Genomic DNA, 12,478 nt, shown 5'->3' with positions numbered 1-12,478 from the left:
CTCGTTCAGAGGCCGCCGACGGCGGGCACCGGTTGCGGCTTTCCGGCGTGGATGACCGCGCACCGGACGGTGGTCGACGACGTCGGCGCGCTCGCACGCCCGCCCCCGAGGACGAGCGTGCCGAAGATGTTGCGCGCCGCGGCATCGACCTCCGCGGCGCCGCGCGGCGGAACCGGGTTCCCGCTCGCGTCGAACACCGTCACGGCCTGCACGACGCCGCGGGCGATCTCGCCCTCCGGGAAGGACATCATCACCGTGATGCGGACGTAGGCCGACGCGCCCTCGACGATCCCGAAGCTGTGCGGCTTCTTCGCGAAGGCTCCGCAGAAGCCGCTCGTGCCCATGCCGCCGTTCGGGCCGTAGTTCGCCGACGCCCACTGCCCGACGTTGACCGTGAGCCCGCTGTCGCCCGAGCCCTGCGCGTACTGGACGCACTGAGCGAGCGCGGGGTCCCAGATCGCGCCCGTCGGGCATCGCCCCACCTTGGCGCAAGCCTGACCGGTCCAGACCTCGTCGCGCGCGCAGGTCTGCGAGAGCGGGACGCACGCGGCGGTCGGGCCGTCGACGATGAGCTCCTGGCCGGGCGGGCATCCGAGCTTCTGCCCGGCGCCGATGGCGACCCCGGCGTTGGTCGCCACCTGCTCGCGCGACACGCAGAGGCCTGTGCTCTGGTCGATCTCGTCGCCTGGCCGGCAGCGGTCGGGGGCGCACCCGCCGGCCTCGTGGTGGCGACCCACGCCGCAGTAGGCGTTCGCCGCCTGGGGCGTGAGGCACTGGCCCGCGATCGCGAGGTAGCCCTTCAGGCAACGGCAGCGGTTCTGGTTTGTGTCGAAGGCAGCTCCGTCGCTGCACGACGAGATCGAGCAGCGGCAGCTGCTGCCCTGGCAGATCTTGAGGAAGCAGGAGTTCTCCGGGCACCCGATGAGGACCGCCGGCGCGAGCGCGAGCAGCACGATCGAGAGCGCGGTGGGGGCGAGGCCGAACGAGCCGGACCGCATGGGGTGACCCTACCCGATCCGCTCGGGCCGGGAAACTCGCGGGCGACGCGCGGCCGTGCGCGCAACGCCCCGCGGGCGCGGCCGACGTACCGGCGGCCGGGGTGGTGTGGTACGGGGTGTCGCCGTCCGCGCGGAGATTCCGCCGCGCCGGTCCACATCAAGCCATGCTGCCCATCTACATCGAAGGTTCGCCTGAGTTCGATTCCACCCTGTCGGCCCTGCGCACCCGCGGCACGGGCGATCTCGCGAACGTCACGCCTGCGGTGACCGAGATCATCGACAACGTGCGGCGCGGGGGCACGTCCGCCGTCCTCCGCTACATCGAGACGTTCGAGCGGAGGACGTCGAAGGCGCTCGTCCGCCATGCGGGGCCCGAGGCGGAAGGCGGCTTCGGCGGGGCCGAAGCGCTCGCGCGGCTGCCGCCGGACGTCCGCGCCGCGCTCGAGACCGCGGCCGCGAGGATCGCGCGTTACCATGAGCGCCAGCGCGACGCGGGCGACCTCGGGCCCGCGGACGCCGCGGCGAACGGGCCCCCGCTGCAAGCCGGCTTCAGCTACGAGGAGGAGGGCGTCCTCCTGGGCATGCGCGTACGCCCCCTGCGTCGGGTCGGCGTCTACGCGCCGGGCGGCAAGGCCCGCTACCCCTCGAGCGTGTTGATGTCGGCCATCCCCGCGCGCATCGCCGGCGTGCGCGAGATCGTCCTCGCGAGCCCGTCGGCCGACGACGCCACGCTCGCCGCGGCGCACCTCTCCGGCGTGACGACCCTGCTCGACTCGGGGGGAGCGCAGGCGATCGCGGCCATGGCCTACGGGCTCCCGGAGCTCGCGTCGGTCGACAAGATCGTGGGGCCCGGTAACGCCTATGTCGCCTGCGCGAAGCGGCTCGTCTTCGGCGACGTGTCGATCGATGGCATCACCGGGCCGAGCGAGATCCTGGCGCTCGCCGATGACACCGCGGATCCGCGGCTCGTCGCGGCCGATCTGCTCTCACAGGCCGAGCACGACGAGGCGTCCTACGCTCTCCTCGCGACGACCTCGGCCCAGCTGGCGGAGGCGGTCGCGCGCGAGCTCGACGCAGCGCTCCCCGAGCTCACGCGGCGCACGATCGTGCAGGCGTCGCTCTCGACGCACGCCGCTGCGCTCGTCGTCGGCTCGCGCGCTCGCCTCGCCGAGGTCGCGGATCAGCTCGGGGTCGAGCACGTCGCCTTCCACGTCACCGACCCCGAGGGGCTGTTCTCGGAGATCGGCACGCTCGGCGCGGCGCTGCTCGGCAGCCTCACCCCGGTCGCCGCGGGCGACTACCTCGCGGGGCCCTCCCACGTGCTCCCGACCGGGGGCTCGGCCCGCTTCGGATCGCCGCTCGGGGTCTACGACTTCGTGATACGCGCCAGCCTCATCCGTTACTCGAGCGCGGCGCTGCAGGCGCAGGGCCCGACCATCGAGAAGCTGGCGCAGACGGAGGGCCTGCAGGCGCACGCCCGCGCCGTGTCGCTCCGCCTCGCGATCGCGGCCGAAGGCGCGGCAGCGAAGCGCGGCGCGCCGCAGTCCTGACGCCTCGCGCTGCCGTCGAGCGCGCCGCGCCCACCGAGGCGCGGCGCCTGGAGGGCGGCGTGGACGCTTCGAGCACGCGCTAGCTCCTGCGCCTGGCTCGGCGCGCCCCGTTCCCCTCGGCGGCAGACGCGTGATCGCCCGCCGCCCCCTCGGGCGCGCGGGCTCACTCGACGCGGAGGTAGCCCCCGTTGATCAACTTCATCACGGATTGCGCGGTCTCCAGGTCCGTCGCGGGGCTCTTGTTGAGGACCATCGCGAGGTGCCCGTGGTTGTAGACGACCTGGAGGACGTCCAGATCGACGGGCGAGAGATCGCGGAGCAGCGGCTTGAGCGGCTGGGGAATGACCAGGCGCGCCGACAGATCCGGGAGCTGGTGGCGGATGTTGTTCAGCTCGTCGATCTGCCGGAGCCCCTCCATGAGGAGCTCCTGCACCGTCGCGCTGATCTCGCCGGTCATGACCCGCTCCTCGGCCTGCTCCAGATCGAACGTCCCGCCGACCCACGTGAGGATCCGGTAGACGCTCTTGAGCGGCGGGACGTCGGTCAGATCGTTGATCGTCGCAAAGGTCACGATGCCCTTGCGCAGGTAGATCTTGCCGACGTCGTCGTCGGAACGGACGACGAGGACTCCGCTCTTCTTCGATGTGCCGAAGAGCTGAAGCAGATCGGGGAGCGGGATCTCGTCGATCGACCCGGACATCGACCGGGTCTGACCGCTCCTGAGCGAGGGCTCGTCCATCCGGCGGCGCGCCGGGGGCGCGCTCGGATCGGTGGAGACGACCTTGAGGATGCTGGTGCCGATGAGCACCCGATCGCCCTCCTTCAGGGTCGTCTTCTTGATCTTCTCGCCGTTGACGAACGTGCCGTTCGTCGAGCCGAGATCCTCGATCACGATCTGCTGTTCGGTACAGGCAATCCGGGCGTGGCGCCGGGAGACCATGTCCTCGACGAGGACCATGTCGAGGTCGCTGGAGCGACCTACGACGATCTCCTGCTGCTCCCCGAGGGGGAACTCGCCGCCTTGGTACTTCCCGGAGATGAAGCGCAACGCCAGTTGCCGCGTTGCCGACACCTTGGGAGCGTGGTTATCCATCGCAGGGGGAGTAGAAACCTTCGGGCGCTACGCGAGCGCCAGCAGGGGGCAAAGTCTAGTTTCACCGAGCAAAGATGGTCAAGAGATCCGGGTGGTTCTTTCAAATGAGTTGGCTCGTTCGTCCTAACGCAGCGCGCTGCATCCGGCCCTCCCCCCTCCTTCCCCCCTCCCCTGAGCCCCCTCGGACGCCCGCCCGGGCAGCGCCCGAAGGGGGCGCAAATGCATCCAAATCTGCGGGAAACAGGCCGCTTCGCGTCGCCCGGGCGGCCGGCTTCGGGGTCTTTCCTGGCGAGGCGCCGGGCGGCCTCGGCGCCGGAGACAGCGGCCGCTCGGCTTATTGCCCTTGCTTTCAGGCCCGGCATGTTGAACGGCCTCGGCGTGAGCTCCGAAGCGACGCAACGCACCCTTGCTGCAGGCGATCCGCTGGGCACGCATCGCGTGCTCGATCCACCGGGGGCCCTGCCGCAGCCGGCAGAGCGGCTGGACGCCGACGCCTCGCGAAGCTTCGAGACCGAGCTCGCCGTCGATGTGGAGACGCTGAACATCGACGCAGCGAGCTTCCGTCAGATGGAGGATGCCTCCGGCAGCCCGGACGGCGTCGCGCGGCTCGTCCTCGAGACCGTGGCGCGCCGTGGCAAGCAGCACAACCCGGTCACCGGCTCGGGCGGCATGCTGCTCGGCGTCGTGCGCCGAGTCGGCTCGCTGGCAGCGCACCGCGGCGTCTCCGTCGGCGACCGCATCGCGACGCTCGCGTCGCTGTCGCTGACGCCGCTCTCGCTCCGCCGGATCGTCGCCGTGCGGCCCGCGTCCGCGCAGATCGACGTCGAGGGCACCGCGATCCTCTTCGCGTCGGCGCCGCTCGCGCGGATGCCGACCGACATGCCCGAGCGGCTCGTCCTCGCGCTGCTCGACGTCGCGGGCGCGGCGCCCCAGGTGGCGCGCCTCGCCGGCCCAGGCGACACGGTGGCGGTGCTCGGCGCGGGCGGGAAGTCGGGTCTCCTGTGCGCGGCCGAGGCGCGGCGCCGCGTCGGCCGCGGCGGGCGCGTGATCGGGATCGAGGCGTCTCCGGGGTTCGCCGCCGACCTGCGCGCGCTCGCGCTCTGTGATCACGTCGCGGTCGCCGACGCGCGCGACCCCCTCGCGGTGCGCGACGCCGTGCTGCCGCTCACGGGCGGCGCGGGCGCCGATCTCACGCTCTCGTGCGTGAACGTCCCCGGGGTGGAGCTCAGCGCGATCGTCGCCACGCGCGACCGCGGCAAGACGTACTTCTTCGCGATGAGCACGAGCTTCACCGCCGCCGCCCTCGGGGCCGAGGGGATCGGCAAGGACGTGGACCTCTACATCGGCAACGGCTACGCGCACGGCCACGCCGATCACACGCTCGCGCTCGTGCGCGAGCACCCCGCGCTCGCGGCGCTCATGTCGTCGCGCTACGGCTGAGCGCACGCGGGGGCGCAGCGCGAACCGGCGCGCGCGGCTCGGCGCCGCCGGAAACACCGCGGCGCCGGCTTCAGCCGGGCCGATTCTGAGCTGTCGGCTCGCCCGCCGAGGGCGCCGTCGCCGGCGCGCCCAGCTTGTCGACGGCGGCCGGGAGGATCACGGCGAAGGTGCTCCCCTTCCCTTCGTACGAGCGGACCTCGATGCGGCCGCCGGCGCTCTGCGCGATGCGCTGGCTGATCGACAGCCCGAGCCCCGTCCCCTTGTCCTTCGTGGTGAAGAACGGCAGGAAGATGTTCGCGAGCACCTTCTGGGAGATGCCCGGGCCGTTGTCGGTGACGTTGAGCTCGACGAACGGCTCGTCCGAGCCGGAGCCGGGCCGCGTGCCGCGGCCGAAGCGGACGCGCGTGGAGATCACCACCTTGCCCCGACCCTTCATGGCCTGGACGGCGTTGCGGAACAGGTTCATCAGCACCTGCCGCAGCTGCTCGGGATCGATGGCGACCCGGGGGAGATCGGGATCCAGCGTGACCTCGACCTCGAGCTGGTCGTTCCTGCGCTCGATCGAGAGCACCTGCAGGGTGCGGCGCACGATCGCGTTCACGTCGGTCGGGACGACCGAGCCCTGCGCCGGCCGCGCGAGATCGAGCACCGAGCCCACGACGCGGTCGAGCCGATCGACCTCCTCGAGGATGATCCCGATGAACTCGCGCGACGCCGGGTCGATCTGCGTCTCCGGCACCGGATCAGCGAGCAGCTGCGCCGCCCCCTTGATCGCGCCGAGCGGGTTCCTGATCTCGTGCGCGAGCCCGGCCGCCATCTGGCCGAGGAGCGCGAGCCGGTCTCGCTCCTTCATCTGCGCGTAGAGGCGCGAGTTCTCCAGGACGACGCCGATCTGCGCGGCGAGCGTCTCGAGCAGGGTCAGCTCCTCGGGCGAGAACGCGTCGCGCACGCGGGAGTCCGCCACGACGAGGAGCCCGATCGGCTCGCCCTGCTCATCGCGCGCGCACAGCACCACGCCCGAGCAGAGGCTGCCGAGCACCTCGGCCGCCGCGAGCACCGCGTCCTCGGGGACCTGGGGCCGCACCTCCGTTCGCCTCGCGAAGTTGCCGTCGTCGTCCGCGTCGCTGCGGCTGCGGCGCGCCCGCCGCTCGCGCGCCTCGCGCTCGAGCTCCTCCATCGCGAGCGGCCCGCGATCGAGGCGATCGAGCAGCGCCCGCGCCGTCGCCACCTCGATCCGCTCGGGGACCCGCGGCCCGAGCGAGGTGAGGCGGTCGAAGCCGCTCCCGTCCTGATCGCGCAGGTAGAGCGCCGCCGCCGTGACCCGGCGCGACTGCTCGAGCGCGCTCATCACGATCGAGCCCATCTCCTCGACCTCGAGCGTGTGCACGAGACGACGCCGCGCCTCCGCGAGCGAGCGATCCAGATCGAAGCGCTCCCGCAAGAAGACGCGCTGGAGCTGCTCCTCGACGCGCTCGCGCAGCGGATCGAAGAGCACCAGGATCACGATCGCGGCGAGCACCGCGTTCAGGTACATCGTGTTGAAGCCGCCGATGAACGTGAGCAGGAGATAGAAGATCAGCGCGATCAGGAACGCGACCGCCGTGGCGACGAGCAGGCGCGCGAGCATCTCGTAGGCGTCGAGCAGGCGCTCGTGCCGCAGGGCCTGGGCGAGGAGGAACAGGAACACGATCGAGAGCGCCGCGCCGACGGGCGGCGGCTCCGCGCCGAGGAACCAGGCGAAGTCGGCGACGCTGGCGAGCGCGGCGAGCGCGCCGATCACCACGAGGAACCGCACGCGCCGCTGCGTCGCGCGCGAGGAGCTCTGCTTGCCGCGCTGGCCGAGCGTGTACAGCCCCGCGGTGAGCAGCGCGAAGACATAGAGGAAGATGCAGCCGCGCGTGAGCCAGTCGAGCCACGAGCCCGGCTCCCGGCTCATCAGCGCGAGGATGAACAGCGGGATGACGAGCACCCCCGCGAACCGGAGCAGGCGCGAGCGCCGGTCCCCGTCGTGGGGGATCATCGCCTCGAAGAGCTGCAGCGCGAACTGCGGGAGCAGCACGGCGAGGATCGCCGTGAAGCGCTCCCAGATGGAGGCCTGAAAGAAGCCGAAGAGCGACTGGGAGAGGTACCAGAGCCCGACGTCGGCGGCGAAGGCGGCGAAGAAGAGGTGGACTCGCCGGACGCGGCCTCGCAGCAGCGTCGAGGCCGCGATGGCGAGGGCCAGGGCCCCGCAGACCAGGGTCGTCCGTGTGCGGAGATCGATCCCGAGCGGCGCCACGCGCGAAGGCTACCGCAGCGAGCCGCGCGGCAACCCCAAAACGCGCCGGGGCGCCGCGGCGCCGGGCGCGGCGGCGCGGCTACGAAGGCGCGACCCCGGCGCGCGGCTCAGCGCGTCCCGTCGCTCTCGGACGAGGTCTTGTCGGAGCCGTCCGTGCTCCCCTGGGCGTGCCAGGGGAGCGGCTCCGGCATGTGCGAGTCCTTCGACCGCGCGTACGTGCGGGTCCGCGAGCTCCCCTCGCCGGCGGACGGATGCGCCGCCTCGCGCAGCCTGAGCTGCGGCCGATTCGCCGGATCGACGACGGGAGCGTCGGCGTCGCGCTCGACGTTCTCCCCGTCAGCGCCCCATCCAAGCGCCTCGTCGGAGGTCATCGAATCGAGCTCACTCCACGCGTCGCTCGCCTGCTCGTCGCGCTCCCCGGGCGCGAGCGCACACCCCGCGAGCAGCACAGGGGCGGACAGCGCAAGCGCGAGGCCCCCGGACAGCCAACCCCTCCTGCAACGTCGCATCACTTCAGTCCTCCGACGTCCCGCCAAAGCCATACTGTTTCACAAGCTGGGAAAGACGTGGTCTCTTCATACCCAAGAGCACCGCGGCGCGCGTGATATTCCCGCGACTTTCGTCGAGCGCCCGGGCGATACACTCGCGCTCGATCTCGCGCTTCATGTCGCTCAGGCTGACCCCTCCTCGGACATGCGCGTACGCGAGCTCCAGCGGCGTGCGATCCATGGGCATCGACGGGGCATGAGACTCAGGCTCCACCCGCTCCGGCGCCGATGAGCGGGGACCGCTCGACGGCTCGGCGGCAGGAATAGCAGGCTGCATGCCATGCCTCGATGTCGCCGGAGCGCTCGCCGGCTCCAGGGCCTCGAGGACCCGCAGCCCCTCGACGTTCGCCGTGAAGTCCTCGAGATCGATCACCTCGCCGTCCGCGAAGATCGCCGCGGCGCGCAAGGCGTTCTCGAGCTCGCGCACGTTGCCCGGCCAGGCGTGCTGCGAGAGGGCCGAGACGGCCCTGCTGGAGAGGCGCTTCGGCGCGGTGCCGCGCTCGGCGGCGATCCGCTCCAGGATCGCCGCGGCGATCATCGGCACGTCGCGCGGCCGCTGCCGGAGCGCCGGGACCTCCAGGACGACCTGCTGGAGGCGATAGTAGAGATCTTCCCGGAACTCGCCCCGGGCGACCATTGCACGCAGATCGCGGTGGGTGGCGCAGAGGATCCGGACGTTGGCGCGCAGCGGGGTGACACCCCCGACCCGCTCGAAGGTCCTGTCCTGCAGGACGCGGAGCAGCGCGACCTGCGTGCGCGGCGAGATGTCGCCGATCTCGTCGAGGAACAGCGTTCCTCCCTCGGCGATCTCGAAGCGCCCGCGACGGCGCGACGCCGCCCCGGTGAACGCCCCCTTCTCGTGTCCGAACAGCTCCGAGAGCAGCAGCGTCTCGACCAGGGCGGCGCAGTTCACCTTGATCAGCGGCCCGCCACGCCCGCTCGCCTCGTGAATCGCCTCGGCGACGAGCTCCTTGCCGGTGCCGCTCTCGCCGTGGATCAGCACGGTCGCGTCGCTCGCGCCGACCTTCTCGACCTGGTGGAGGAGGCTGAGCAGCGCGGGCGCCGTCCCCACCAGCCGCTTGATCGCGGGGGCAACGGCCGACGGCCGGTGCGCGCGCGCGGCGACCCGCGCGCACCCGGAGCACGCGCTCGATCCGCACAGCTCGCACCCCCTCGGCTCCGCCTCGGCGGCGATGCGCGCGCACACCTCCAGCCGGGCGAGCTCCGCGAAGGTCCGGCGCGCGAGGTACCTGCGCGCGATCTCGGGAGGGAGCGAGGCGGCGATGCGATCGCGGAGCAAGGTCGCCGCCGCGAGGTGCGATCCCGTGGCCGCGGCGTCGTCCGGCGCGCGCGGCGGCCGGCCCCCGGACGCCGAGGCGTGGTGGAGCAGCACGTGCGCCTCCAGGGCGCGCTCGCGGCCGTGGTCCTTCCGCGAGAGCGCGAGCGCCTCGGCGGCGAGCTGCCCGAACGGCTCGCCGGCGGCACGCGCGCGCAGCGCCTCGAGCAGCGCGACCTCGGCGACGTGGCGGTCGGACTTCGCCTCGGCGCGCGCCGCCTTGATCATCTGCGCGGCGAGCAGGAGGTCGCCGTCGTCGAGCGCGATGCGCGCCGCGACGGCGTAGCACTCGCCGAGCTTCGGACCGGCGCCGTACGTGAAGGCGGCGCGGAGCTCCTCCCCGGCGTCGTGGGTGCGGCCGCGCTCGAGGTGGATCTGCGCCGCGACGTAGGCCACGTGCGTGATCCACACGCCGGGGATGCCAGGGCCGGAGACCTTGCGCGCGAACGCGAGCGCCTGCTCGGCCTCCTCGATGAGCCCGAGCTGGAGCCGGATCTCCGCGAGGTTCGCGATGAGGTTCACGAGCGCGACCTTGTCGCCGATCTTGCGGAAGATGCCGATCGCGCGCTCGAAGAGGCGCAATGCCTCCGGGTACTCGTGCTTCAGGTTGGCGATGACCGCGAGGTTCGTCAGCGCGTAGCCGGTCGCCATGCGCTCGCCGCGCCGCTCGCCGTCGTCGAGCACCGCCGCGAGCATCGCGCGCGCCTCGTCGAGCCGGCCCCTGGAGAGCAGCGCGATGGCGCGGTTCAGCCGGGCGCGCAGCTCGCTCACGTGCTCGCCGGCGCGCGCCGCCTCCCACGCGTCGGCCGCGAAGTGCCGCTCCGCCTCGGACCAGGCCTGCTGCGTGAGGAGCAGCTTGCCGAGGATGTTGCGCGCCTGGAGGCGCGTCACCGTCTCGCCCGCGCCGGCGAGCCCCTCCTCCGCGTGCGCCTTGGCGGCCTCGAGATCGCCCGTCTTGCAGCAGAGCTCCGCCATCTCCACGGCGCCGCGCGACCGCTCCGCGGGCGTGGCCGCGGTGGCCACCGCCCGCGAGAGCACCATCGCGGCCGTCGTCAGGTCGCCGCGCGCGCTCGTCGCGCGGCCGTGCACGAGCAGCGCGGCGAACGACTCCCCCTCGAGCATCGCCGCCGAGGAGAAGTCGATCGCGAACTCGACGTCGCCGAGCCGGAGCGCGAGCTCCGCGGCCCGGAGCAGCCGCTCGCCGGGAGGCGAGCCGGACAGCGATTGCATCGATCGGGCCCAGCGCCGCCAGAAATCGGCGCGCGCCGACGGCTCGCCGACCGAGGAGATCGCGAGCGTCGCCGCCGCCTCGGCGCGGTCGTCCCGGCCCAGCGAGGCGAAGAGCTCGCTCGCGCGCAAGAGGCTCCACGGATCGGACGACAGCTCCTCGAGCGCCTCGGCGACCGCGAGCACGTCCTCGGGATCGGCGCTGGCCGGGTCGACGGCCGCGCGCCGCGCCGCCACCCACCCGCGCTCGTCGGCCTCGATCAGCCCGAGGGCCGCGAGCTCCTCGCCGGCGAGGGGGCGCACGACGGCCCCGGACCCCTGCTCCGCGCGTCGCGCCGCGAGCAGGCCGAGCTGCCCGGTCGGCCAGGGCCGCTGGCTCAGCGCGAGCCGATCGAGCAGCCGCTTGGCGTCGCGGCTCGGCTGCTGTTGCAGGGGGCGCGGCTCGGCCGGCGCGGCCAGCACGGCGGAGCACCAGCCCTCGAGCGCGTCGAGCCGGTCGAGCTTCGCGACGACCCGGCGCTCCGCGTCCGCCGCGAACGCCTCCCAGAAGCGGTGCAGCTCGTCGGGCGACGCGATGCCGTCGATCGTGATCGCGCTCGTCCACATCCGCCTCGCGGCGTCGCTGCACACGATGACCAGCGCGGAGCTCGACCCTTCCACGATGAGGCGGGAGACCTCCTCCAGCACGAGGCTCCCCCAGCTCGTCGGCTCCCCCTCGGAGACGAGCAGGAGCGCGCCCTGCGCGGCCGCGCTGATGCCCTGCGCGACCGCGGCCGGGTCCGCAGAGGCGACCCCGCAGCGCAGCGCAAGGTCGCGCCAGGGATCCCGATCCGCGGCATGCGCGGCCGAGATCAGCGAGCGCCCCACACCTCGAGCGCGACGCGCGAGGTGGGAGCAAACCGCATCCAGGATCGACCGCTGTCCATGGACGTGGAGCACCCCACGCGACGCGGCGTCACGAACGCGCTCGTCGAGCGCCCGGAACCCCCCGGCATCGCTCGTCGTGGCAGAGAGAACGCAGGCTGCGGCAACAGATCCCAAGGCAACAGAAGCGTACCTCTCCGCTGGACGTCGCATCAATGGATCCCGCCGTTAGCCATCGATAAGCGCGTGCCGCACCAAAAGAATTTTTCAATGTAACTGCTAAGTTCCGTCCAGTACCTGCTGAATTGCGTCGAACGCGTCCGGAGGTGCTTCGCCCAGGGCGCGCGCCAGCGGGAGCTGCGTCGCCGCGGCGGCGACATAGAAGGGCACGAGGTGCGGCGCGAGCCGGCGGAGCGTCTCGAGGTGCCGCGCGACGCCGGCCGCGTCGCCGCGACGCACGGGCCCTGTGAGCGCGTCGGGCACGCCGAGCACCTCGACGTTGTCGGCGACCGTGCGGAGCAGCGGGCCGAGCATCTCGGCGGCGGTCTTCCGCTCGACGCCGGCGCGCTCGAGCAGGTCGACCCCGGCGGCGGCGAGCGCCGCGGCGCCGTTGGCGACGAGGCCTGCGGCGGCGTGGTAGGCGACGCGGTCGAGGCCGGAGAGCGTGCGCGGCGCCATCCCGAGGCGCACCCCGAGCGAGCGCGCGGCGCGCACGGCGGCGGGATCGCCGTCGATGTGGAGATGGCCGCGCTCGAGGAACGGCGCGAACGCCGGCGAGGCGAACGAGATCATCGGGTGCATCTGCGCGACGGCGACGCGGCGGCCCCGCACCGCCGCGAGCGCCTCCGGGCCGAGCGCGCCGGCGCAGTGCACCACCGCGGCGTCCCTGTGGCCGACGAGCCTCCGGTCGCGCAGCGCCTCGGCGCAGGGCCCGATGTCCCGATCGCGCACGGCGAGGATCACGAGGTCCGCCTCGATGGGCTCCGCCGGCAGCCCGTCCCGCGCGGGCCGGAGGGTGACCTGCAGCCCCGCGTCGCGGCTCGCGCGCGCGAGCCCGCGGCCCACCTTGCCGCCGCCGTAGATGAACACCTCCGGAAGGGCGCTGTCGTCCCGGTGAATCGGCGACGGGCGCGTGCTGTCCATC

General features: G+C 73.0%; 8 protein-coding genes. 2 read left to right on the top strand and 6 right to left on the bottom strand.

Annotation, left to right across the window (positions count from 1 at the left end; genetic code table 11):
• Window positions 1-5 precede the first annotated feature (5 nt).
• On the bottom strand, window positions 6-998 hold the full coding sequence (locus tag WME75_RS12170) for a hypothetical protein (RefSeq protein ID WP_437489998.1): 993 nt from the start codon (window positions 996-998) through the stop codon (window positions 6-8).
• Between the two features lie 164 nt (window positions 999-1,162).
• Here WME75_RS12170 and hisD point away from each other — a divergent pair, with 164 nt between their 5' ends.
• Entirely contained in the window at window positions 1,163-2,548 is a 1,386-nt protein-coding gene (gene hisD / locus WME75_RS12165) for a histidinol dehydrogenase (RefSeq protein WP_437489997.1), read from the top strand.
• 163 nt (window positions 2,549-2,711) lie between these two features.
• Here the strand turns inward: hisD and WME75_RS12160 are convergent, their stop codons facing one another.
• Complete coding sequence (locus WME75_RS12160) at window positions 2,712-3,641, bottom strand: DUF4388 domain-containing protein (RefSeq protein WP_437489996.1); 930 nt, start codon at window positions 3,639-3,641, stop codon at window positions 2,712-2,714.
• Window positions 3,642-4,001: 360 nt separating this feature from the next.
• Between WME75_RS12160 and WME75_RS12155 the strand changes: the two genes are divergently transcribed.
• Complete coding sequence (locus tag WME75_RS12155) at window positions 4,002-5,081, top strand: L-erythro-3,5-diaminohexanoate dehydrogenase (protein ID WP_437489995.1); 1,080 nt, start codon at window positions 4,002-4,004, stop codon at window positions 5,079-5,081.
• Between the two features lie 70 nt (window positions 5,082-5,151).
• Here WME75_RS12155 and WME75_RS12150 read toward each other — a convergent pair whose 3' ends face one another.
• The 4 genes from WME75_RS12150 to WME75_RS12135 form a co-directional block, all read right to left on the bottom strand.
• Entirely contained in the window at window positions 5,152-7,359 is a 2,208-nt protein-coding gene (locus tag WME75_RS12150; RefSeq protein ID WP_437489994.1) for an ATP-binding protein, read from the bottom strand.
• 107 nt (window positions 7,360-7,466) lie between these two features.
• Window positions 7,467-7,868, bottom strand: coding sequence for a hypothetical protein (locus WME75_RS12145; protein ID WP_437489993.1), 402 nt, complete (start codon window positions 7,866-7,868; stop codon window positions 7,467-7,469).
• Window positions 7,869-7,872: 4 nt separating this feature from the next.
• Entirely contained in the window at window positions 7,873-11,337 is a 3,465-nt protein-coding gene (locus WME75_RS12140) for a sigma 54-interacting transcriptional regulator (RefSeq protein WP_437489992.1), read from the bottom strand.
• A 276-nt stretch (window positions 11,338-11,613) separates the two neighbouring features.
• Window positions 11,614-12,477: a DUF2520 domain-containing protein gene (locus WME75_RS12135; protein ID WP_437494797.1), complete on the bottom strand. Its 864-nt coding sequence runs from the start codon at window positions 12,475-12,477 to the stop codon at window positions 11,614-11,616.
• Between the last annotated feature and the right edge of the window lies 1 nt (window position 12,478).

The sequence above is a fragment of the Sorangium sp. So ce1014 genome (assembly GCF_051521505.1).
Lineage (GTDB): Bacteria > Myxococcota_A > Polyangia > Polyangiales > Polyangiaceae > Sorangium.
Note: the sequence above shows the minus strand (reverse complement) of the source record. Positions and strands in the feature narration are given on the sequence as shown.

Coding starts and splice junctions, on each gene's coding strand:
- WME75_RS12170 (WP_437489998.1), bottom strand. CDS start 998: ATGCGGTCCGGCTCGTTCGGCCTCGCCCCCACCGCGCTCTCGATCGTG.
- hisD (WP_437489997.1), top strand. CDS start 1,163: ATGCTGCCCATCTACATCGAAGGTTCGCCTGAGTTCGATTCCACCCTG.
- WME75_RS12160 (WP_437489996.1), bottom strand. CDS start 3,641: ATGGATAACCACGCTCCCAAGGTGTCGGCAACGCGGCAACTGGCGTTG.
- WME75_RS12155 (WP_437489995.1), top strand. CDS start 4,002: ATGTTGAACGGCCTCGGCGTGAGCTCCGAAGCGACGCAACGCACCCTT.
- WME75_RS12145 (WP_437489993.1), bottom strand. CDS start 7,868: ATGCGACGTTGCAGGAGGGGTTGGCTGTCCGGGGGCCTCGCGCTTGCG.
- WME75_RS12135 (WP_437494797.1), bottom strand. CDS start 12,477: ATGGACAGCACGCGCCCGTCGCCGATTCACCGGGACGACAGCGCCCTT.